The 22,295-nt window shown below is 42.6% G+C and carries 18 protein-coding genes and 1 pseudogene; 15 read left to right on the top strand and 4 right to left on the bottom strand.

The window, feature by feature from the left end:
* Positions 1-235: 235 nt before the first annotated feature.
* Complete coding sequence (locus STRDD13_RS01125) at positions 236-1,657, bottom strand: amino acid permease (RefSeq protein WP_067100754.1); 1,422 nt, start codon at positions 1,655-1,657, stop codon at positions 236-238.
* A gap of 212 nt (positions 1,658-1,869) precedes the next feature.
* Entirely contained in the window at positions 1,870-3,522 is a 1,653-nt protein-coding gene (locus STRDD13_RS01130) for an Rqc2 family fibronectin-binding protein (protein WP_067100756.1), read from the bottom strand.
* A gap of 430 nt (positions 3,523-3,952) precedes the next feature.
* Here STRDD13_RS01130 and trpX point away from each other — a divergent pair, with 430 nt between their 5' ends.
* From trpX to STRDD13_RS01155, 5 genes are all read left to right on the top strand, one after another.
* The gene (gene trpX, locus STRDD13_RS01135) at positions 3,953-4,966 is read left to right on the top strand and encodes a tryptophan ABC transporter substrate-binding protein (RefSeq protein WP_067100763.1); all 1,014 of its coding nucleotides are present in this window, start codon (positions 3,953-3,955) and stop codon (positions 4,964-4,966) included.
* A gap of 50 nt (positions 4,967-5,016) precedes the next feature.
* Positions 5,017-5,883: an ABC transporter permease gene (locus tag STRDD13_RS01140; RefSeq protein ID WP_067100766.1), complete on the top strand. Its 867-nt coding sequence runs from the start codon at positions 5,017-5,019 to the stop codon at positions 5,881-5,883.
* The gene (locus STRDD13_RS01145) at positions 5,880-6,641 is read left to right on the top strand and encodes an ABC transporter ATP-binding protein (RefSeq protein ID WP_067100769.1); all 762 of its coding nucleotides are present in this window, start codon (positions 5,880-5,882) and stop codon (positions 6,639-6,641) included. Before STRDD13_RS01140 ends, STRDD13_RS01145 begins: the two co-directional genes overlap by 4 nt.
* Before the next feature lie 334 nt (positions 6,642-6,975).
* On the top strand, positions 6,976-8,637 hold the full coding sequence (locus STRDD13_RS01150) for a ribonuclease J (protein ID WP_067100771.1): 1,662 nt from the start codon (positions 6,976-6,978) through the stop codon (positions 8,635-8,637).
* A 57-nt stretch (positions 8,638-8,694) separates the two neighbouring features.
* Positions 8,695-9,489: an alpha/beta hydrolase gene (locus tag STRDD13_RS01155; RefSeq protein ID WP_067100774.1), complete on the top strand. Its 795-nt coding sequence runs from the start codon at positions 8,695-8,697 to the stop codon at positions 9,487-9,489.
* Positions 9,490-9,631: 142 nt separating this feature from the next.
* On the opposite strand, the gene mnmE is transcribed toward STRDD13_RS01155, so the two are convergent.
* Entirely contained in the window at positions 9,632-11,005 is a 1,374-nt protein-coding gene (gene mnmE, locus STRDD13_RS01160) for a tRNA uridine-5-carboxymethylaminomethyl(34) synthesis GTPase MnmE (protein ID WP_067100776.1), read from the bottom strand.
* Between the two features lie 229 nt (positions 11,006-11,234).
* Between mnmE and STRDD13_RS01165 the strand changes: the two genes are divergently transcribed.
* The 4 genes from STRDD13_RS01165 to STRDD13_RS08365 all read left to right on the top strand — a co-directional run bounded on the left by STRDD13_RS01165 (position 11,235) and on the right by STRDD13_RS08365 (position 12,601).
* Positions 11,235-11,873, top strand: coding sequence for a polymorphic toxin type 50 domain-containing protein (locus STRDD13_RS01165; protein ID WP_067100780.1), 639 nt, complete (start codon positions 11,235-11,237; stop codon positions 11,871-11,873).
* A complete protein-coding gene (locus STRDD13_RS01170; RefSeq protein ID WP_067100782.1) occupies positions 11,870-12,052 on the top strand; it encodes a 4-hydroxy-3-methylbut-2-enyl diphosphate reductase in 183 nt (60 codons plus the stop codon). The genes STRDD13_RS01165 and STRDD13_RS01170 overlap by 4 nt, the downstream gene beginning before the upstream one ends.
* A 121-nt stretch (positions 12,053-12,173) precedes the next feature.
* On the top strand, positions 12,174-12,425 hold the full coding sequence (locus STRDD13_RS08935; protein WP_067100785.1) for an ADP-ribosyltransferase: 252 nt from the start codon (positions 12,174-12,176) through the stop codon (positions 12,423-12,425).
* Positions 12,426-12,427: 2 nt separating this feature from the next.
* Positions 12,428-12,601 carry a hypothetical protein gene (locus STRDD13_RS08365; protein WP_156471226.1) on the top strand — a complete coding sequence of 58 codons (174 nt, stop codon included), beginning with the start codon at positions 12,428-12,430 and terminating at the stop codon, positions 12,599-12,601.
* A 301-nt stretch (positions 12,602-12,902) separates the two neighbouring features.
* Here STRDD13_RS08365 and STRDD13_RS01180 read toward each other — a convergent pair whose 3' ends face one another.
* Positions 12,903-14,219, bottom strand: a complete 1,317-nt coding sequence (locus STRDD13_RS01180; RefSeq protein WP_067100788.1) for an FAD-containing oxidoreductase — start codon at positions 14,217-14,219, stop codon at positions 12,903-12,905.
* A 175-nt stretch (positions 14,220-14,394) separates the two neighbouring features.
* On the opposite strand from STRDD13_RS01180, the gene STRDD13_RS01185 reads away from it, so the two are divergent.
* The 6 genes and pseudogenes from STRDD13_RS01185 to rpiA form a co-directional block, all read left to right on the top strand.
* The gene (locus STRDD13_RS01185) at positions 14,395-16,749 is read left to right on the top strand and encodes an HAD-IC family P-type ATPase (RefSeq protein ID WP_067100791.1); all 2,355 of its coding nucleotides are present in this window, start codon (positions 14,395-14,397) and stop codon (positions 16,747-16,749) included.
* A 185-nt stretch (positions 16,750-16,934) separates the two neighbouring features.
* Positions 16,935-17,831, top strand: a complete 897-nt coding sequence (locus STRDD13_RS01190; protein ID WP_443031065.1) for a DUF4300 family protein — start codon at positions 16,935-16,937, stop codon at positions 17,829-17,831.
* Between the two features lie 367 nt (positions 17,832-18,198).
* On the top strand, positions 18,199-19,200 hold the full coding sequence (locus STRDD13_RS01195; protein ID WP_067100797.1) for a 2-hydroxyacid dehydrogenase: 1,002 nt from the start codon (positions 18,199-18,201) through the stop codon (positions 19,198-19,200).
* A 27-nt stretch (positions 19,201-19,227) separates the two neighbouring features.
* Entirely contained in the window at positions 19,228-20,319 is a 1,092-nt protein-coding gene (locus tag STRDD13_RS01200) for an AEC family transporter (protein ID WP_067100800.1), read from the top strand.
* A 78-nt stretch (positions 20,320-20,397) separates the two neighbouring features.
* Complete coding sequence (gene glf, locus STRDD13_RS01205) at positions 20,398-21,501, top strand: UDP-galactopyranose mutase (RefSeq protein ID WP_067100802.1); 1,104 nt, start codon at positions 20,398-20,400, stop codon at positions 21,499-21,501.
* Positions 21,502-21,635: 134 nt separating this feature from the next.
* Positions 21,636-22,295 (top strand): annotated as a pseudogene (gene rpiA, locus STRDD13_RS01210) (ribose-5-phosphate isomerase RpiA); the annotation flags it as partial.

A 22,295-nucleotide genomic window follows, 5' to 3' on the forward strand; every position in this document is an offset into this window, starting at 1 on the left:
GTTTTACTAGGTGGAGAGAAACTTCAGGTTGTCCGCATTTAAAAGCAGCTGTTCTCAATCAACTAAGCATCGTGTCGACCTTGCAGGTTGATGGATTCAGTAGCTTTGAGAAAACCAAAAACACTCCTAAGGCTCATCATTGAGTCTTAGGAGTGTTTTTTAGGATTCTATGTATGGATATTCTCCAAAAGCTAGTCTGAATAATAGAAAAGCAGACCCGCAGGAGACATCGTTTTTAAATGTCCTTTTTCGCCTGTTTCCGGAAGCGTCTGTAACTAACGAAGCCTAAGCAGATGATCCAAACAATGGATCCGTATACCCCATACCGGGTATCAACTTGTAAGAAGAGGGTCCCAAAAACGAATAGCATAAAAATCATGGTTAAAGGATTAAGCAATTTGTAACGGGGCATTAGGTAACCATTCGCCATGAAATCACTAGATTGACGGTAGCGTAAGTGGGCCCACATGGTCAAGAGATAAATTGTGATATAGACACCAGAAGAAGCAGCAGTGATCAGTTGGAAGGCAGATTGAATTCCTGGAATCATTCCAACCAATGCGGATCCTGCAATGATGATAGCAGAGAAAATGATGGCTCGACTGGGAACGCCCGTATGTGAAAGAGCTTGCAATTTTGTCTTGGTCATCAGCTTGTTTGGTGCCTCATGAGAGAGTTGATAGAGGTGACGACCAGTCGAATAAAGGGTCGAATTTAAGGCAGAGGCTGCGGAAGTCAGGATAACAAAGTTAATCAGTCCTGCGGCCCATTTGAAACCAGCCATTTGAAAGACAAGTACGAATGGAGAGTCTTCCACTGATCCGCTGGTTGACAATTGATTCCATGGAATAATGGACATAATGGCTAGCAGAGATCCAACATAAAAAATAAGAATACGTGAAGGAATCTCCCGGATTGCTTTTGGCAGGACTTTTCGCGGATTGGCTGTTTCTGATACGGTAATCCCGACAAACTCAATCGCTTGGTAGGCAAAAAAGACCATCTGGAATGAAGCAATAAAACTCATCCAGCCATTGGGAGCTACTTGGAAATTTTGAAGAATATTGCTGATTTGGACCTTACCAAAGTCTGTCTGAAAGCCTGTGAGTGCCATAATAATAGCCGTCGCGATCAAGGCTAAAATCGCAACGATTTTGATCATGGCAAACCAAAATTCCGTTTCACCAAATACTTTTACAGCAATGAGATTGATCGAGGTGAGACCGACAAGGAAAACCAACTGGATGATCCAAGAAGGTAGGTTGGGGAACCAGAAGTGCATGTAATCGCCAACCGCTGTTATTTCAGCCATCCCGAGTAGAATCAAGGAAATCCAGTAAGACCATCCAGAGAAGTAGCCCCAGCTAGGCCCCAGATACCGGCTGATAAAGTTAATGAAGGTGTGCTGATCAGGGTCCTGGTAGAGCATTTCGCCCATAGCTCGCATCATAAAATACATGAAGAGACCGGTCAGTAGATAGACGAATATGATAGAAGGACCTGTCAGGGAGATAGATGAGCCAGCTCCCTTAAACAATCCAACTCCAATCGTCCCTGCGATGGCAATAAACTGAACATGGCGATTGCTGAGACCACGGACCATTCCGTTTTCAAGTTCGCCCTTGTCATTGATATGAATCTTTTGTTTTTTTGACATATTACTCCCTTTTCAGATGAATATAAGAAATATTATACACTAAATCAATTAAAAATACAAACCGTCCGAAAATCACGTTCAAAAATAGAGCTTAGAGTCATTTTATGGAGTGCTAGTCGATGGGAACTGACTGAAGCAGTGTAACGAATCACTGTAAAATGAAAAGGCAAGAGAAGGTTCTTCTCCTGTCCTTTTCAAAGTGAGTGGATTTTTTAAATCTTCATAGACTTTATTTTTTCTTCTTCTGGGGTGACACGTAGGGTCTTTTGTCCAGTGTAGGTCACAAAACCTGGCTTTGCTCCGCTTGGCTTATGCAGCTTTTTAGCTTCAATCATATCAACTTGAACCAGATTGGATAGGCGGGCCTTGGAGAAATAAGCGGCTAGCTCTGCCGCATCCGTCTTGACCTCATCACTTGGGTCTAGATTATCACGAATAATGACATGACTTCCTGGAATATCCTTTGCATGAAACCAAAGTTCTCCCTTTTTGGCCATCTTAAAAGTCAATTCTTCGTTTTGAAGATTATTTCGCCCCACCAAAAGGATGGTTTTTCCATCACTTGCCAGGTATTGTTCTGGTTTTTTTCGTTTGGCTATTTTTTCACGGTGCCGTCGCTTGATGTATCCAGTTTCGATCAATTCTTCTCGGATTTCAGAAATATCTGCTAGGCTGGCCTGACTGAGCATGGTCTCTACGCTATCTAAGTAGGCAATCGTTTCCTTGGTCTCCCGAATCAGGAGATGCAGGTGTTTGACCGCTTCTTTTAGTTTTTGATAACGTTTGAAGTAGCGCTGTGCATTCTGGCTGGGTGTCAAAGCGACATCCAAAGAAATCTCTAACGGTTCATTGGTATAGTAGTTGTCTAAGGTGACGGTGTTTTGATCATTTGGGACTTGGTGCAGGTAGGTGGTGAGGAGTTCCCCTTTTTGCCGGAAATCTTCGGCATGATCAGTTGCGGCCAATTCTTTTTCTTGTTTTTCTAATTTCTTCTTGTTTTTTTCTAATTCGTTGCTGACCCGACGGATGAGTTCGTTGGCTTGTTGGGCGACGCGGTCTCGCTCAGCCTTGTCTTGGTAATACACATCTAACAAACGTGAAAGGGAATCGAAGTGGTTTTTAGAAGTTGAAAATGGAATGGGACTAAAATTCTTATCGCTTAGGCTTGGAATCGTCTGCATCTCAAAAAAGCTCCGAAATGTTTTCAGACGGTTGGAGCCGACTAGCCGTTCGGATAGTTCATGTGCAGTGTCCCGACCTAATCCTTGAAATCGTTCTTGAAGAAATTGAGGTGTTAGTTTTTCCGTCTGTAATAGCTCAAATAAGGATTCATCATCGATCGTAAAGGGATCTTGTCGCTGGGTTTGAGGGGGATCAATATAGGTTGATCCAGGCAGAATGGTTCGATAGGAATTTTGGGAAAATCCGATATGTTTGATGGCCTCAATAATGCGATTTTCAGTTCGATCTACAAGGAAAATATTGGAGTGTTTTCCCATAATCTCAATGATTAAACCAACTTGAATATGATCACCAATCTCATCCTTGTTGGACATGGAAAATTCAAGAATCCGATCGTTTTCTTTCTGTTCAATCCGTTCAATGATCGCACCCTGCAAGTATTTCCGTAGAATCATGGTAAAGGTGTTTGGAATCGGTGGATTTGTCACCTCTATTTGAGTTAGCTGAGCACGACCGAAAACAGAATGAGCGGACAGTAGCAGCTTATGATTGGCGCGATTGTTTCGAATTCCTAGGACCAATTCTTGTTCAAAGGGCTGATTAACCTTTTGAATCCGACCTCCTAGTAATTGTTCTCGCAGCTCGTGTGTCATATGGTGTAAAAAAAATCCATCAAAAGACATAGAGTCCTCCCTTTTTGATCCAGTAGTTTAGGCAATACGTGAAGCACTGCATTCCGGTATAGTTTATCGGTATCATTATATCATGGATTTTTTTAAAAAATTATCAAAAAACTATTGACAGGTGAAAAATCTTGCCGTATAATAACCTCAATCAGAAAAGTAATAAAAGAAAGTTTTCAGGGAGCTTGTGGAGATTGTGAACAAGTAGCGGACTTTTATGAAATGGGCTGAGGAATAAAAGGAATTCAAAACAATGAGAATTCGGTGCGCACACCTTACAGTGCAACTCCTTGTTAGAGGAGGCTGAGTGATGGACGATTCTAGATAGTTCCATCAGTGAGGTGGCACCGTGTCATTGACGCCCTCACATACCTTTTGGTATGTGGGGGCTTTTCGTTTTCAGAAGAAAACGATGGAAAAGGAGAGGAATATGAAAAATAAATCGTTGCTTTATGTTGTTACTGCTTTAGTCGTATTGGTCCTTGGTGGAGTAGCTTATTCTAGCTTTTTTTCGAACAATTCAAAGGACGCGTCAGCCAAATTAGCAGATAAAAAAATTGTAAAAATCGGGGTTCTACAGTATATCACTCACCCATCATTAGATGAAATTTATCAAGGCATTAAAGATGGTTTAAAAGAAGAGGGTTACGAAGAAGGAAAGAACATTGAAATTGATTTCCAAAATGCGGAAGGGGACCAATCACAGGTGCAAACCATGTCGAATCTTCTTGTCCAAAACAAGAATGACATCTTTGTAGGGATTGCGACACCTGCAGCCCAAGGGCTTGCGAATGCGGAGAAAGAAAAGCCTGTTATCATGGGAGCGATCAGTGACCCAGTCGGGGCTAAACTTGTTCAAAGTCTTGAAAAACCTGGGGCAAATGTCACTGGAGTCTCAAATCAAGAAGCAATCGGGGATACAGTTGACTTAATCAAGGAAATTACTCCAAATGTAAAGACCATCGGTATCTTGTATTCTTCTAACGAATCCAACTCCAAGAGTCAAGTTGAAAAATTCACTTCCATTGCGGAAAAAGCAGGATATACGGTTCAACCGTATGCGATTTCATCAACCAATGACATCATCTCAACTGTCGGTGTCATGGCTGGGAAGGTAGATGCCATCTATATTCCTGTAGACAACGCGATCGCTAATGGATTTGAGTCTGTGATTACGACAGCAAACAAGACAAAAACACCAGTTTACAGTAGTGTAGAGGACTTTGTTCAAAAAGGTTCTATTGCAGGTGCGACCTTGAGCCAACGTCAGTTAGGAGTTGCGACAGGGAAGATGATTGCTAAAGTGATTAAAGGTGCAAACCCTGCTGACACTCCAGTAGATATTTATGACAAAGGAAGCGTCGTGATCAATAAAAAAGCAGCCAGCGAATTAGGCCTTACCATCCCAGATTCTCTTTTGAAAGATGCCAAGGTGATTGAATAAGACGCGACTGACATTTAACGGACTATACAGGATGAGAGAAAGGAGAAGCAATGATACTCTCGACCGTTGCTCAGGGTCTGTTTTGGACCATCTTAGGATTAGGGATTTTTATGACCTATCGGATCTTAAATTTCCCAGATATGACTGCGGAAGGATCGTTTCCTCTTGGAGGAGCTGTCGCAGTTAGTCTCCTATCTCGTGGGATTGACCCCATTCTTGCGACGATTGGAGCCGTTTTAGCTGGGGCACTAGCGGGATTGGTAACGGGATTGCTTTATACAAAAGGGAAAATCCCGACCATCTTAGCAGGAATTTTAGTGATGACGTCCTGTAACTCAGTGATTCTTTTTATCTTGGGAACATCACACTTAGGACTCCTCAACACAAAAGTAATTCAAGATTTTCTTCCCTTCAGCAATGAGTTCAATATTCTTTCTGTAGGGATCATAGCGGTTGTTGCTGTGATTTTCGGGATGCTCTTCTTTTTACATACGCGGATAGGACAAGCCTATATTGCCACAGGAGATAATCCAGATATGGCACGCTCTTTCGGTATCCGGACAGGCAGGATGGAGTTATTAGGCTTGGTCGTATCCAATGGGATTATTGCCCTATCTGGAGCCTTGATTGCCCAGTATGAGCAGTCTGCAGACGTTTCCCGAGGAATTGGGGTGATTGTGATTGGTCTTGCAAGCATTATCATAGGGGAAGTGCTCTTTCGTCAATTATCAATGGGCGAACGTTTTATCTCCATTGCTATCGGAGCCATCCTTTATCAGTTTCTCATCTTGGGTGTCCTTGTCCTTGGATTCCCATCCAGTTATCTGAGAATCATCTCGGCCGTCATCTTAGCTATATGCTTGATGATTCCCGTCTTTAGAGCGAAGATTCTGAAAGGAGTCCGATTGCACAAATGACTAAAGTAATTGTAGAATTAAAAGATGCCACCAAGATTGTCAACAATGGCTTAAATGAAGAAAAGGTCATTTTGGACCATGTTTCGTTAAAAATTTTTGACAAGGATTTTATTACCGTGCTAGGTGGCAATGGGGCTGGAAAGTCCACTTTGTTTAACGTCATAGCGGGAACGCTGAGTCTGACAAGCGGCTCCATTCTGATTGACGGAGAGGATGTCACCAATTGGCCAGCAGAAAGACGGGCAAGCTACTTGTCTCGTGTCTTTCAGGATCCAAAGATGGGAACAGCTCCTCGGATGACCGTAGCCGAAAACTTGTTGATAGCTAAGTATCGCGGAGAAAAGAGGGGATTTAGACCCCGCCATTTAGAAAAGTATCTTCCAGAGTTTGCTGAACTCTTGCCCTCTATCGGGAATGGGTTGGAACGTCATATGCAAACGCCAGTAGAATCCTTGTCAGGTGGCCAGCGCCAAGCCTTAAGTCTCTTGATGGCTACGATTAAACGGCCGGAGTTGCTTTTGTTGGATGAGCATACGGCCGCTCTGGATCCAAAGACCTCAGTGTCCCTTATGTCCTTGACAGATGATCTCATCGAGCGCTTGGGCTTAACAGCTCTTATGATTACCCATCACATGGAGGATGCCCTCAAATTTGGGAATCGTTTGATTGTGATGAGGGATGGAAAAATTATCGAGGACGTCAATCGCGACAAAAAAGCAGGGATGAAGATCGAGGATTATTATCGCTTTTTTGAGTAACGGATAGGGTTTCAACTGTTTCAGATGCTCAACAAATAGGGGCTTTTGCTCACTATCCTTAAAAATGTAATGAATCATCGAATGAGATGGTTCATTATTTTTTGTCTGCGGAGATCGGCAGGCTGATCTGACGGAGTTCTTTTAGCAGATCGATGTCATATCGAGGTCTTGTCACCAGAGTCCTTGTATGAATATTGACGACCCTCATTGTCCACCATTGAGAAATACACAAAAATAGTGTAAAATAAAGAAGATATGCAAGATATTGCAAGACTGTAATTCGACTTGGGGAGCCAAGGACCGTTAGTAAATATTCTATTTAAAAGGAGTCATTATGAGTACAATAAAGATTATGGCCCTGGGCGGAGTAAGAGAAAATGGAAAAAATCTCTACATTGCTGAGGTCAATGATCAAATTTTTGTTTTGGATGCGGGCTTAAAGTATCCAGAAAACGAGCAGTTAGGTGTTGATATCATCGTGCCGAACTTTGATTATCTGGAGGAAAATAAACATCGGGTAGCTGGGGTGTTTCTGACCCACGGACATGCAGATGCGATTGGAGCACTTCCTTATCTGCTTGAAAAGGTTAGAGTCCCTGTTTTTGGTTCGCACTTAACGATTGAGCTTGCAAAGCTTGTAGTGAAATCCTACAATGCAACCAAGAAATTCAATGAATTTCATGTGATCAATGCTGAAACAGAGATTGAATTTGATGAAACGACGATTTCCTTTTTCAAAACAACCCACTCCATTCCAGAGAGTTTGGGGATTGTAGTCAAGACAGACCAAGGGAATATTGTTTATACAGGGGATTTCAAATTTGACCAGGCAGCCAATAAATACTACCGAACAGACTTTAGTCGCCTGGCCGAGATTGGACAAGAGGGCGTATTGGCCCTCCTATCGGATTCTGCGAATGCCGATAGTGCGGTACAAGTTGCGAGCATGCATGAAGAAGCAGAAGAAATCCTCCAAACCATTGAAGATTGGGAAGGTCGTGTCATTGTTGCCGCGGTAGCTAGCAACATCGCTCGTATCCAACAAATCATTGATGCTGCGGAAGAGACAGGACGCAGGATTGTCCTCACAGGTCATGATGTAGAAAATATCGTCCGGACCGCGATCAAATTAAAAAAACTACGTCTGGCTAGTGAACGATTGCTTGTGAAACCAAAGGACATGAATAAATACGAAGATCATGAGCTCATCGTCCTTGAAACAGGTCGTATGGGAGAACCGTTAAATGGACTTAGAAAGATGTCTATTGGCCGACATCGTTATGTCCAGATTCAAGATGGAGACCTGGTTTACATCGTCACGACCCCAACGATTTCTAAGGAAGCCGTTGTAGCCCGTGTGGAAAATCAAATCTACCAAGCAGGAGGAGTTGTCAAATCTGTGACCGACTCACTACGCGTTTCAGGGCATGGAAATGCGCGGGACTTGCAGTTGATGCTCAACCTCTTGAGACCAAAATATCTCTTCCCTATCCAAGGGGAGTATCGGCAATTGGATGCCCATGCGAAGGCTGCTCTTGCGATTGGTTTTTATCCTGAAAATATTTTTATCGTCAAACGTGGCGACGTAATGTCCTATGAAAACGGTGATTTTGTACATGCAGGTGCCGTTCCGTCTGGTGATGTCATGATTGATGGAAATGCGATTGGAGATGTCGGAAATATCGTCTTGCGCGACCGGAAGATTCTTTCAGAGGATGGGATTTTTATCGTTGCAATTACCGTGAATCGACGAGAAAAACGGATCATCTCAAAAGCTAAAGTTCACACAAGAGGCTTTGTTTATGTGAAGAAGAGTCGTGATATTTTAAGAGAAGCTTCTGAAATCGTCAACCAATCCGTTGAGAAGTACTTTACGAAGGATAGCTTTGATTGGGGTGAGTTGAAGTCCACAGTTCGCGATGACTTGTCTAAGTATCTCTATGATCAAACCAAACGTCGACCTTCTATCCTTCCAGTCATCATGGAAGTCAAATAACCTGTTTTTGGGCTGGGATCATCTCAGCCCTTATCTGCTAACAAAAAGGAGAAGATTATGGCTATTATGCGCATCGAGTACCGATCAGAAATTTTGGATAAAGAAAACCGAGTCAATATCATCTACCCAGATTTGAGTCGCGTGGACCATCCAGATGATCCAGATATTCCCGTTTTGTATCTCCTTCACGGAATGGGTGGCACGCAAGATTCTTGGCTCAACCGCACCAACTTGGACCGAATCTTGCGCTATACCAATCTCATCGTAGTGATGGTCAATACCGATAATGCCTTTTATACCAATACAAACTATGGCGTGCGCTATTATGATGCGATTGTAGAAGAGTTACCTCGTGTGTTGAAACGATTTTTCCCGAATATGTCTACAAAACGAGAAAAAACATTTATTGCTGGCTTATCCATGGGTGGCTATGGTGCTTTTAAGTTAGCCTTAAGCACCAATCGCTTTAGTTATGCTGCGTCTTTTTCAGGTGCTTTATACATTGAGGGCATGGTGGATGCTCTGGCAGATCGACCTGAGTTTCAAGAAAAGAAAGCTTTTTGGCAGGGGATTTTTGGAGACTTGTCGCATCCTCATGAGAATCCCAACACTATTTTAAATATTGCAAAAGATTCTGATCGTCAGACCAAACTCTATGCCTGGTGTGGAGAAGGAGATTACCTTTATGGCTTGCACCAGATTGCTGTGAAGAAATTGTCAAATCTAGGTCTAGATCTAGAAGCTCGCCATAGTCCAGGAACGCATGAATGGTATTATTGGGAGAAACAGTTAGAGATTTTCTTACAGATGTTACCGATTGACTTTAAGTTGGAAGAACGGTTGGGGGAATAAGCTTGAACGTATACTGACTGGAGTCAGTTCAATCAATGAAGAAGAAAAAGAGACAGAAGTAGGAGTTGGACCAAACCTTCCTCTCGATGTTGAATCGAAAGGGAGAGTAGATCTAGACTTTTACTTTCTGTCTTTCTTTTTATTATTTTCCTAGGCAGAATTGACTGAACAGTTGGGTAATCAGTTCATCTGGTGCTGCCTCACCAGTGATTTCCCCCAGAATCTCCCAACACCGGGTTAAATCGACTTGTAGCAGGTCAACTGGCATACCGAGTGCTAGTCCGTCATTGACAGCTTGGAGGGAAGCCACAGCTTGTTCAATTAAGCTGATGTGACGGGTATTGGATAGATAAGTGGCATCCTGTTCGATTTGCTTCGCGTTTTCAAAGAACAGGTCATTGATTTTGTCTTCAATGTGATCAATATTCTTGTTTTGCAAAACGGAGATCGGAATACAGTCATCGGGAAGTTCGTCTTGATTGATCCGAATTTCAAGATCGGTCTTATTGAGGAGAATGATGCGGCGACTCTTATCTGAGAGGTTCAAAAGCTGTCGGTCTTGATCCGTGAGGGGTTCGCTAGCGTTTAGAACAAGGAGGACTAAGTCGGCTTCGGATAGGGCTTTGCGAGAACGTTCGACACCGATTTTTTCCACTAGGTCATCCGTATCACGGATACCAGCAGTATCGATTAATTTCAGAGGAATCCCCTTGATAGAGACGTATTCTTCGATGACATCTCTTGTCGTTCCTTCTATATCCGTTACGATAGCCTTTTCTTCTCGGAGCAGATTGTTTAAGAGGCTGGATTTTCCAACATTTGGACGACCGATGATGGCTGTCGAGATTCCTTCACGGAGGATTTTTCCTCGTTTAGCTGTTCGGAGTAAGCCTTCCAATAACTGCTGAAATTCCAAGGTTTTTTCCTGAATAATCGCCGTCGTAGCCTCTTCGACATCGTCATATTCCGGATAGTCAATGTTCACTTCGACTTGGGCCAGTGTATGGAGGATTTCCTGTCTGGTCTCTTTAATCAAATGGGAAAGGGAACCGTCCAATTGACGGACAGCATTGTTCATGGCCTTGTCGGTCTTGGCACGGATCAGATCCATGACAGCTTCAGCCTGGGTCAGGTCTACACGACCGTTTAAAAAGGCTCGCTTGGTAAACTCTCCAGGTTCTGCCATTCTAGCCCCTTGTCGGATGAGTAATTGGAGAATTTCATTGGTTACCGCGATGCCACCATGTGTATTGATCTCAATGACATCTTCTCGGGTAAAGGTTTTGGGAGCTTTCATGACCGTCAGCATGACCTCATCTAAAATTTCATGTCGATCCGGATCATACACATGCCCATAGTTAATGGTATGGCTGGCAAGGCGGTTGATATCTTTTCCTTTAAAAATGCGGCTGGCAATCTCAAAAGCCTGACTTCCTGAGATCCGGACAATCCCGATAGCTCCCTCTCCTAGTGGTGTTGAAATAGCAGCAATAGTATCAAATTCTTTTGTTATCATATTAGTCCTTTAGTAATACTTGTTGAGCAAGCATTTCTTCACGTAGATCCAGGAATCCTGTTTCCAGTTGGAAATGTTTCAATTTAGTGGCAGTTCTATTGTACCATTATCTGACTAAACTGTCCGAATTGCTTCTTGCTTTTTCGTTGAAGATAAGCTGAACTCTTCATTTGAAAAGGAAGAACGAATCGACACGTATAAGAACAAGATTAGGATCCAACAAGGAGCCATGAGAGACTATCTTGCAGATAAACCGTTTCTTCGTCGTGATTACGCTAGGGAGAAGTACTATGATGATCCATTTAGCCAAGCGAAGACAGAAGTTGAGCTAAGAGAACGACAAGCTAAAGTAACTAAGGAGTACAATAAAGCTAAAGAACTTTTAGGAGAAAAAGCGCCAATATCATTATCAGAATTTAAGAAAATGGGGTATAATAATACAAGAGGGTACAAACAGATATTGCTCAAGTCCGAGCTACAAGAAGAAATCAACAACGGTGCCCTCTCGTTGACTATCAATGTGGATAAGCAAAACAGGCATAGTAAAGACCATCCAGCTTATGCTGACTATGTGGCACGAAATAGAAGTAAAGGTAAGCCAATACCTGGTTACATCGAACTGGATAACGAAACTATCCAGAAGATTATTGATGATAATTACCTAGATGGAACAATAATTAAACGCCAAGTAGGACAGTTTAGTTCTGTCATCAAAATTGATAAAAAGAGTGGTGTGGCTTACAGCCGTTTTGATTTGGATGGAAAATATCCTACGAAGACAGATGAGTTCACTATCCATATTTCAAAATCAACTACTCATTTAGCGCCAAAAATGCCGAAAAACGATACAGAGGGAGGAAATCAATGAAACTATGGGAATATGTAGACAAAAATGTTCATCTTGTATTGAGTGACGGTACCTCTATCATTGGCAAGGTGGATGAGTGGTTTGATGGATATGATTTAGATGGTGATGATGAAATTGTCATAGCTGACCTTTCATATCCTGAAAGTGCTATTAAAGAAATTGAAATCATCAGCGCTTAGTTCAATCTAGGTGCTTTTCTTATATCCATGAGGGATAAAACGATGTATCAATTGTTTAAAATAAAGAAGTGGTTTGTTAGAGAATTCCTATGTATACATGATTATGTAGGGAAGGAATTTGGTGCTCACTCCTGTTTTGAATGCAAAAAATGCGGGCTTTACCTCAACAAGCTATATCCCTCAATACAATTACTTTAAGAATAGACTTGTTAAAACAATTATCAACATTCCTAAAAGTCATCACATATATTTCACGGATAATGATGACGAAAGTGAGATTATTCTACCAAGAGGCACTAAATATGATATAATTAGTGCGAAAGAAAATAAGGGCGGAATAGTCCTTGAAATGAATGTCAGAAAGAACGAGTAATAATGAACTTATCAGAGGCTTTTTCTCAGATTGACTCGATGGGGTTGAGTTCTCCTAAGCTCATCCCGTCTGAGATGACAGATGAAGAATTATCACATTTGAGGTTTACCACATTTTCTAAAGAAGATGAAGAGGTTATCATGGCCGAACTCAAAAAACGTGGTCTAGCTTTGTAAATAATCAGCACTTAGTTCAATCTAGGTGCTTTTCTTATGCGCTCAAAAGGAACAGAGGGATTTTGATTTGTGTGTTCTCCACTCTGAGCAGGTTCGAGTCCTGCAGGGCGCTTAGACTTTATCCGCAGTCGGTAAAGAAGGGAATATCAAAAAGTAGGAGGCCTATCGTGGCAGAAGAAATCCAACCTACTGACCGGGTAGTTGGAAACGAAGTTCAGGTGGGTTAGGAATCTCCATTTGTGATAGATAATAAGTTTGAGCAAATAAATCCCCCTCAGACCGTTTCTGAAGGGGAATGATGTTAGAATGCAAAGAGGTCGTTTAGATTTTCGGCCATTGTAGGATGGGTAAAGATTTGTTTGGACAGGTCTGTCGCTGTGATATGGTAGTCCATCGATAGGCTGATAATATTGATCAACTCTGCAGCGTCCTGTGAGAGTAAGGTTGCACCAAGGATTTCCTTGGTCTCAGCATGGACAACAGCTTTAAAAGCACCACGCAGGTCCCCATTCACATGTCCACGAGGCATGGCAGCAACCAACAATTCCTTTGTAAGAACTGGAAGGCCTTGCTCTTTTGCTTCTTGCTCTGTGAGACCGACAGAAGCAAGGGTTGGAGAGATGAAAAGAGCGGTGGGAAGGGCACCACGGCTTTCAAGAGAATAGAGGCCTTGGCCCGTCAGATAATCAAGGACAATACGTGAATCGTCTAAAGAAATATAGGTAAACTGAGGTCCTCCATTCACATCCCCGACAGCAAAGATACCTGGAACAGTTGTCTGTAAGTGCTGATCTACTCGAATGGCGCCCCGTTCAGTTGTCTGGATATCCGTATTTTCAAGAGTAAGGTCTTGGATATTTGGGACCCGTCCGGTCGCATAGAGCAAAGCATCGAAGCGATATTCTTGCTGGTCTGCTTTCACGACCACTTGATGGCCGTCATTTCGAATTTCAGAGACTTGGACTCCTTGCTCGATCACAATGCCATCTTCTTCAATATACTCTTTGGCCAATTTGGCGATGCTTGGTTCCACTCGAGGGAGGAAGGTTGATCCTGAGTCTAGGACAGTTACTTGGCTACCAAGTTTTTGGTAGAGGTGAGCAAATTCCAGGCCGATATTTCCCCCACCCAAAATTCCTAGACGTTCTGGAAGGGAAGAAAGGGATTGAATGCCGGTAGAATCGTAAACAAACTGACTGTCTGCTAGTCCAGGGATAGCAGGGACACGGGGACGTGCTCCAGTATTAATAATGATCGTGTCCGCGGTCAGTTCTTGGCGCTCGTCTCCGGCAACGACTTCGATAACCTTGTTGGAAAGAAAATGAGCGGTTGCATCGAAAACGGTGACGCCACTATTGGTTACATTTGCATAATTCTTGGCATTCAGGCGACTTGTGACGGCCCCTTTTTCAGACATGGCCTGATCAAAGGTCCATCCTTTTTCTGCAGCGACAATGAGCGTCTTTGTCGGGATACAAGCGATATTGATACAAGTCCCTCCGTACATGGCCTTGCTTTTTTCAATCAGCGCAACTTGTTTTCCGGCAGTAGCTAATTTGGCAGCCAGCGTCTTTCCGGCTTTTCCAAATCCGATTACAATGACATCATATTGAAGCATATCTATAAACCTCGTTTTCTATTTTAAGGACATTGTATCACAGCTGCTTGTTTTTGTCTGATGGGGAGATTTGAAAATTTGGGGTCACACGGGATTGCCTGTTTCAGCGCAGATTTAGCACCTTTTTCAGAGGTGAGACTAGCGAAAAATTCAAAAAAAAGGTAAGATAGACTGTATGGATAAGAAACAATTAACTGGCTTAAGCCAAGCACAAGTTGCGCAAAAAACAGCCCAAGGGTTGACCAATCAGTTTCAAACGTCAGCTAGTACCAGTACCTGGCAGATTGTGAAGCGAAATGTCTTTACGCTCTTTAACTTGCTAAACTTTGCGATTGCTCTGGCCCTCGTGGCTGTACAGGCATGGTCAAACTTAGTCTTTTTTGCGGTCATCTGTTTTAATGCCTTTTCAGGGATTGTGACCGAATTGCGGGCCAAACATATGATTGACAAGCTCAATCTCCTGAGCAGAGAATTGGTGACGGTCATTCGAGAGGGACAAAAGGAACAAATCGCGCCCGAAGACATCGTCTTAGGAGACTACATACGACTAAGCGCCGGAGAGCAGGTTCCTAGTGATGCCCGTGTCTTGACGGGGGTAGCAGAAGCAAACGAGGCCATGCTCACTGGAGAGAGTGATCTGGTTCTAAAAGAGGAAGGAGATGAGCTGTTATCTGGAAGTTTCCTTGCCAGTGGCCACGTCTATGCAGAAGTGATCCGAGTGGCGGGGGACAATTATGCGAATCAGCTCATGATGGAGGCGAAGACGCTCAAACCGATTAATTCTCGCATCTTGATGAACTTGGAGAAAATATCCAATTTTACAGGAAAGATCATCATTCCGTTTGGCTTAGCCCTGTTTTTTGAGGCCTTGTTGCTCAAGATGTTACCGGTAAAAGACTCGGTGGTTACAACCTCTACGGCTCTTCTTGGTATGCTGCCTAAAGGGATAGCTTTGTTGACAGTCACTTCGCTCCTGACAGCTGTTATCAAATTAGGGATGCGAAAAGTCCTCGTACAAGAAATGTATTCGGTGGAAACCTTGGCCCGTGTCGATACCTTGTGTTTGGATAAGACAGGGACCATTACTCAAGGGAAGATGACGGTGGAGTCGGTTTCATCTTTGACGGAAGATTTCAGTGAAGAGCAAATCACTGAAATACTAGCGGCCTACAGTCAGGCGAGTGATGATAACAACCCGACTGCGCGTGCCATTTTCAATCGATATGGAACAGAAAACCATCCTTACTCAACCAGTAATGTGATTTCCTTTTCGAGTGATCGGAAGTGGGGAGCCATCTATTTTGAAAACTTGGGGACCATCTTCCTAGGAGCTCCGGAGATGTTACTGAAGGAAAATCCTCAAGCGGTTATCCAAGCTCAAAATCGTGGTTCTCGTGTTCTGGTCTTGGTTCGGAGTCAGGAAAAGCTGGATCAGCAAGCTCTTCAGCTTCCAACGGACATCCAGCCTTTAGCCGTTCTTGAAATTACAGATCCGATTCGAGAAGGTGCAGCAGAAACGTTAGATTACCTACGATCACAAGATGTGGACTTGAAGATCATTTCAGGGGATAATCCAATCACGGTTTCCCATATTGCCCAACAAGCTGGTTTCGCAAATTATCAGAGCTATGTGGACTGTTCCAAAATTACAGATGAGGAATTGGTGGCTATGGCAGAAACCACGGCTATCTTTGGACGGGTGTCCCCACATCAGAAGAAATTATTGATTCAGACCTTGAAAGCAGCGGGTCGAACCACGGCAATGACCGGAGACGGGGTCAATGATATCCTAGCCTTGCGTGAAGCAGATTGTTCCATCGTTATGGCAGAAGGAGATCCAGCGACGCGTCAGATTGCCAACCTGGTCCTGCTCAATTCTGATTTTAATGATGTACCAGAAATCCTATTTGAAGGTCGTCGGGTCGTCAACAACATCGGACGTATTGCTCCAATCTTCTTTATCAAGACGATTTATTCCTTTATTCTGGCTATCATTTGTATCGCAAGTGCTGCACTCTTTAATGTTCATTATCTATTAATTTTCCCATTTATTCCGATTCAGGTGACCCTCATCGACCAATTTGTGGAAGGATTCCCACCATTTGTACTCACCTTTGAGCGTAATATCAAACCTGTCGAAAAGCACTTTTTAAAACGCTCCATGAGCTTAGCCTTGCCAAGTGCACTCATGGTTGTAGCGAGTGTGTTGATTGTTCGTTTTTGGGGAGCTACTCATGGTTGGACGGATATGGAAGTTACAACCTTATCCTATTACTTACTAGGATCGATTGGCTTTATATCTGTCATCCGTGCCTGTCTGCCACTTAATCTGTGGAGGGGCTTGCTGATTGCCTTTTCAGTGCTTGGATTTTATGTATCGGCTATCGTCTTGCAAAGAGTGATCGAAATCTCTACATTGACAGCCAATAGTTTCCCTGTTTACCTTGTCTTGATGGGAATTTTTATCCTTCTTTTTATCTGGGCAACGATCCACCAAAAGTATGAATTTGGCGAAAGAAAATCTTCTTAAAGGTTTTCTTTTTTTCTCTTTACTAGCCAGGATAGGAGACCGAAAAAGAGTGAAAAAATTTTCTTAAAATCCGGTGTAAAAATGGATTGACAAGGTTCTGAGAATAGCGTATGATGCCATTGAGAAGAGTTATCTGGTTCAATCTATGAACAAAAAATATCCATCACAAGGAGGAAGTTATGAAAATAAAAGGTCACCGGTTCTTGTTCTTAACGCTATCTTCGCTGGTTTTATTAACTTCGTTAACAGCTTGTAGCCGCCCACAAGGTAGGACAGGAGAAGACCAGTCAAGTACAGAAAACAGTCAGAGCCGCCAAACAAAGAAAGAGGCTGCCTCCACCTATTCTAATCTCAACAGCAATGCGAGTGTGGAACAGGTCCGAACCATCCTTTCCGCTTCCATTGATCAAGCGGATGTGAATGATTTTTTAAAGCAAGTAGAAGATTATAACGCTGTTACCGGATCGACTGGGCTCATCGGCACTTTTGAACCCTACCAGAAAAAAGAGTATGACCTTGAGAAAATCACGAGTCTGTGGAAGGAGAAAAAAGGGGACTTCATCGGAACCAATTGTCGCATCAATACCTACCTCTTGCTGAAAAATAAAATCCAGATTCCAAGCATTCAAAAGGATGATAGTTTGCTCTTTATGGATTTGGATGCCATCGACAAGGGGAAATTGCTATCTGCATCTGATAAGGAGCGATTTACGACCTTGTTTTCTAAGGTGAAAACGGAGGATACGCAGGATGTCGCTGTTCATGCTAAAAAGATGGAGGAATATTTCAAGCAATTTACCTTTGATGAAGAGGCCCGGATGCTATCGGTTATTGTGCATGATAATTTGGATGGACAGTCTCTTTTTGTCGGTCACGTGGGTGTCCTGGTACCTGATGGAGATGGATATTTATTTGTAGAAAAATTAACCTTTGAAGAGCCTTACCAGGCCATTCATTTTACGACCATCCAAGACTGTTATGACTATTTGGGAACCAAATACCAGGACTATACTGGTGAGGGCTTAGCCAAACCTTTTGTCATGGACAATGGCAAGTGGATTGGCACATCTGCTACAGATTAAGCCATCCGTTTCGCTAGAGGGCTTGAATGGCTGATAGGATAAAATGGGCATTTTGTGATTCATGCCAGTCTTCTTCGAATCTTGTATTGAAAATAGCGTTTTACTCAGATCATGGGTGAAACGTTTTTTATTGATAGAAGGTTTGAGTCGAACTTGAGAAGCCTATTTGGAAGTTGCGTGAGCTGATAAAAAGATAAGAAAAGCAGCTGAAAACGAAGCAGTCATGGAGAAGTAACTTTGTGATATTTTTAATAAAGTCTTGACTTTGTGTTAGAAAAAAGATATAATTTCCTAGGTTTGAACGTTGAATGGATGTATTTTTACAGGCCAAATAAAATGGATGAAACGGAACCAATAGGAGGAAAGAATGACACTAAAAGTTACTTGTTACGGTGTGAGACCGAATGAAGTCCCTTTTTTTGAAGCTTTAAACAAGTATGGTTATGAGCTAAATCTTGTAGAGGCTTTAACCACCCATGAAAATGCGGATGCGGCAAAGGGAAGCGATGCAATCATCCTACGAGGAAACTGTGTGGCGGATCGAGAAAATTTGGAAAAATGGGCGAGCTGGGGAATCCAGTATGTGTTCACCCGTACAGTTGGCTTTAACCATATTGATAAAGAGGCGGCGGCAGCATTAGGATTAAAGGTAGCCTATGTTCCTGGTTATTCTCCAAATGCGATTGCTGAACTCTCCTTGACCCTGGCGATGGACCTTTTACGTCATGTCAGCTATACTGTGAATCAAACCCGCCAGCTAAACTTTAAAGTAGATGCGACGATGTTTTCTAAAGAAATCCGTAATTGTAAAGTTGGGATTATTGGGACTGGACGCATCGGTGTGACAGAAGCACAACTCTTTAAAGGACTTGGAGCGACAGTTTACGGATATGATGTTTTTCAGTCAGAGTATGCCAAATCTGTTGTTGAGTTTCTAGAATTAGATGATTTGCTTGCGACATGTGATATTGTTAGCCTTCACGTTCCTTACTTTAAAGGACAAAATGATAAGATGGTCAATGCAGAATTTATCAGTAAAATGAAGGACGGCGCTATCTTAATCAACACTGCGCGTGGAGAATTACAAGATAACGAAGCAATTGTCGCTGCCATTAAATCTGGTAAGTTGGATGGATTTGGAGCAGATGTTTTGCCGAATGAAACAGCCTTTTTCTTCAAAGAATTTGCTTCTAAAGAGGATATTCCAGATGCCACTGTTCGCGAAATGATTGACTTGTATCCAAAGATTTTGTTGACACCACATGTTGGTTCAAACACGGATGAAGCTTTGTCCAATATGATTGAAACCAGCTATGACAATTTAAACGAAGTACTGACGACAGGTCAATTGACCAACTCAGTTCTGTAATCACATCAATATAGGAGATTTAAATAGATGAATAATGATTTGTTTGCTAAAATTTTGAGTGACAAAACGTTCTTGGGCGCTGTCGTCTCAACCATTTTTGTCATCCTGACAGGTTACTATGCTCGTAAGAAAAAAATCGTGCCGGAAAATGGTGGTAAAGTTTTATCCAATATTTTGTTAAACTTAACCCTTCCCTTCTTGGCTTTTAATGCCTTTATGGTGCCAATCAATGACAAAACCTTCACGACTGGATTATCCACCTTTGCATTTGGTTTTATCGCCTATATCGCTTTGATTGTCCTGTCTTTTGTTCTATTTCCACAGTTTAAGGGAGATCGTAAGGATACGTTACGAATTTTGACGATTTTTGGTTCGACGACCTTCTTTGGGCTTCCGATTATCGATGCGATTTTACCAGCTGGAACACTCTATGCCAACTTGTTTAACATTGCCTACCGGGTCTTTCTTTATTCCTATGCCTTGGTGGTGATGTCAGGGGCTAAGTTTGAACGCAAGTATCTGAAGCAAATTTTCTTGAACCCTATTGTCATTGCGACCTTCCTTGGATTTGTTTTGTGGTTGCTTCAACAGTATGCTCCTCAAGTGAATGTCCATGTTGAGCCAAAAATTGTGAATAAAAAATTTGTAGAAGCTACTGTATCCCATTTCGCTTTTTATCGTATTGACCAAACCCTTCCATGGTTGTTCAAAGCCTTCCAATACCTTGGAAATCTGTCTTCTCCACTTGCGTGGTTGGCGATCGGTATGACCTTGGCTGGAATCGATCTAAAAGATGCGATAAAAGAAAAAGCGGTATGGTATTACTCAGTCGTTAAATTGGTCGTTGTACCAGCTGTTATGTTAGCAGTGATGCTCTTGATCAACGTCGTTGGAACTGGTTTTGGATTCCAATTGGGCTATCCTGCAATCTTTGCAATCACAGTCTTTATGGCGACACCACCGGCAACTGTTGCGGTTTCTTACGCAATCAACTACGAAAAAGAAGCGGAGCTTTCGTCAAATGCTTCCCTATTGTCAACAGTATTGGCAGTCTTTGCCATTATTGCTTGGGTCATTATTTTGACTGCTTTGAATGCAAACGGCATTTTCCCAGCTTAATAAAAGGAGCCATTGTGGCTCTTTTTTTGCTGTCCAAGGAAGTATGGTATAATAAAGTGATCAGAAAAGGAGCGATAGATGTACGATTATTTGATTGTTGGAGCAGGCTTGTCTGGAGCCATCTTTGCGCATGAAGCGACGAAACGTGGGAAGACCGTAAAAGTGATAGACAAGCGGGATCACATCGGAGGCAATATCTACTGTGAAGAGGTGGAAGGGGTGAACGTTCACAAGTATGGTGCCCACATTTTCCACACCTCTAACAAAAAAGTCTGGGACTATGTGAATCAATTTGCGGACTTTAACAACTATATCAATTCACCCATCGCTAACTACAAGGGCAATCTCTACAATCTTCCCTTCAACATGAATACATTTTATGCCATGTGGGGAACCAAGACACCACAAGAAGTCAAGGACAAGATTGCGGAGCAAACGGCTGACATGCAGGGTGTGGAGCCTAAAAACTTGGAAGAGCAAGCGATTAAGTTGATTGGACCAGATATCTACGAAAAGTTAATTAAGGGCTATACGGAGAAGCAGTGGGGACGTTCTGCGACAGATCTTCCACCTTTTATCATCAAGCGTCTTCCTGTTCGGTTGACCTTTGATAATAACTACTTTAACGACCGTTATCAAGGAATTCCCATCGGTGGCTACAATGTCATTATTGAAAATATGCTGAAAGATGTGGAAGTAGAACTTGGGGTTGATTTCTTTGCCAATCGTGAAGAGCTTGAAGCTTCAGCTGATAAAGTTGTCTTTACAGGAATGATTGACCAGTATTTTGACTACAAACATGGGGAGTTGGAGTACCGGAGTCTGCGTTTCGAACATGAAGTGTTGGATGAAGAAAATTACCAAGGGAATGCTGTGGTCAACTACACTGAGCGGGAGATTCCTTATACGCGGATTATCGAGCACAAGCACTTTGAGTTTGGAACTCAGCCTAAGACCGTGATTACCCGTGAATACCCAGCGGATTGGAAACGAGGGGATGAACCCTACTATCCAATCAATGATGCCAAAAATAATGTCCTCTTTGCTAAGTACCAAGAAGAAGCGGAGAAAGATGATAAGGTGATCTTCTGTGGACGCTTAGCAGACTACAAATACTACGACATGCATGTGGTTATTGAACGTGCATTGCAAGTCGTGGCGGAGGAATTTGGAGCAGACTAGCAGTTGGATTATGGGATAGATCATTGCACTTAGATAAGCAAATGAGAAAGTGGTTTGAGGACTAAAAGGTCTAGCATATCCTGGGTCAGAATGGTATAATTAGGACAGAAATAAACAATAAATGGAGTGACTCTATGACAAATTTAAAAGAGCAAGTTGGGATCAAGGCAGCTGAGTTAGTAAAGCCAGGGATGATTGTTGGTCTTGGAACAGGGTCGACTGCTTATTATTTTGTGGAGGAGCTTGGTCGTCGTGTCAGGGAAGAAGGGTTGGACATCACAGCCGTCACAACTTCTCGAGCGACCTACAAACAAGCGGAATCTTTGGGAATCCCTCTTAGGGCCATCGACGAGGTAGAATATGTGGACTTAACCATTGATGGAGCAGATGAGGTCGACGGATCTTTGAATGGCATTAAGGGAGGCGGTGGAGCTCTTTTGATGGAGAAAATCGTAGCGACCTATTCAAAAGATTGTGTTTGGATTGTGGATGAGTCTAAGGTAGTTAAAACACTCGGTGCCTTCAAATTACCAGTTGAAGTGGTTCAGTATGGAGCTGGAAACCTCTTTCGACACTTTACAGATCGCGGTTTTGAACCAAGTTTTCGTGAGAAAGACGGCCAGCGCTTTGTGACGGATATGGGCAATTTTATTATGGACTTAGATTTGAAACGGATCGAGGATGCTTATGCACTGGGAAATGAACTGGATCATACAGTGGGTGTAGTCGAACATGGCCTTTTTTAGACCGGATTTCAAAGGTGATTGTGGGAACAGAAGAAGGTCCAAAAGTTA

Origin of the sequence: Streptococcus sp. DD13 (genome assembly GCF_001578875.1) — a bacterium.
Taxonomy (GTDB): domain Bacteria; phylum Bacillota; class Bacilli; order Lactobacillales; family Streptococcaceae; genus Streptococcus.

What these genes read in the sequence shown, in the direction of transcription:
- STRDD13_RS01125 (WP_067100754.1), bottom strand. Translation starts at nt 1,657, where the DNA reads ATGTCAAAAAAACAAAAGATTCATATCAATGACAAGGGCGAACTTGAA.
- STRDD13_RS01130 (WP_067100756.1), bottom strand. Translation starts at nt 3,522, where the DNA reads ATGTCTTTTGATGGATTTTTTTTACACCATATGACACACGAGCTGCGA.
- trpX (WP_067100763.1), top strand. Translation starts at nt 3,953, where the DNA reads ATGAAAAATAAATCGTTGCTTTATGTTGTTACTGCTTTAGTCGTATTG.
- STRDD13_RS01140 (WP_067100766.1), top strand. Translation starts at nt 5,017, where the DNA reads ATGATACTCTCGACCGTTGCTCAGGGTCTGTTTTGGACCATCTTAGGA.
- STRDD13_RS01145 (WP_067100769.1), top strand. Translation starts at nt 5,880, where the DNA reads ATGACTAAAGTAATTGTAGAATTAAAAGATGCCACCAAGATTGTCAAC.
- STRDD13_RS01150 (WP_067100771.1), top strand. Translation starts at nt 6,976, where the DNA reads ATGAGTACAATAAAGATTATGGCCCTGGGCGGAGTAAGAGAAAATGGA.
- STRDD13_RS01155 (WP_067100774.1), top strand. Translation starts at nt 8,695, where the DNA reads ATGGCTATTATGCGCATCGAGTACCGATCAGAAATTTTGGATAAAGAA.
- mnmE (WP_067100776.1), bottom strand. Translation starts at nt 11,005, where the DNA reads ATGATAACAAAAGAATTTGATACTATTGCTGCTATTTCAACACCACTA.
- STRDD13_RS01165 (WP_067100780.1), top strand. Translation starts at nt 11,235, where the DNA reads ATGAGAGACTATCTTGCAGATAAACCGTTTCTTCGTCGTGATTACGCT.
- STRDD13_RS01170 (WP_067100782.1), top strand. Translation starts at nt 11,870, where the DNA reads ATGAAACTATGGGAATATGTAGACAAAAATGTTCATCTTGTATTGAGT.
- STRDD13_RS08365 (WP_156471226.1), top strand. Translation starts at nt 12,428, where the DNA reads ATGAACTTATCAGAGGCTTTTTCTCAGATTGACTCGATGGGGTTGAGT.
- STRDD13_RS01180 (WP_067100788.1), bottom strand. Translation starts at nt 14,219, where the DNA reads ATGCTTCAATATGATGTCATTGTAATCGGATTTGGAAAAGCCGGAAAG.
- STRDD13_RS01185 (WP_067100791.1), top strand. Translation starts at nt 14,395, where the DNA reads ATGGATAAGAAACAATTAACTGGCTTAAGCCAAGCACAAGTTGCGCAA.
- STRDD13_RS01195 (WP_067100797.1), top strand. Translation starts at nt 18,199, where the DNA reads ATGACACTAAAAGTTACTTGTTACGGTGTGAGACCGAATGAAGTCCCT.
- STRDD13_RS01200 (WP_067100800.1), top strand. Translation starts at nt 19,228, where the DNA reads ATGAATAATGATTTGTTTGCTAAAATTTTGAGTGACAAAACGTTCTTG.
- glf (WP_067100802.1), top strand. Translation starts at nt 20,398, where the DNA reads ATGTACGATTATTTGATTGTTGGAGCAGGCTTGTCTGGAGCCATCTTT.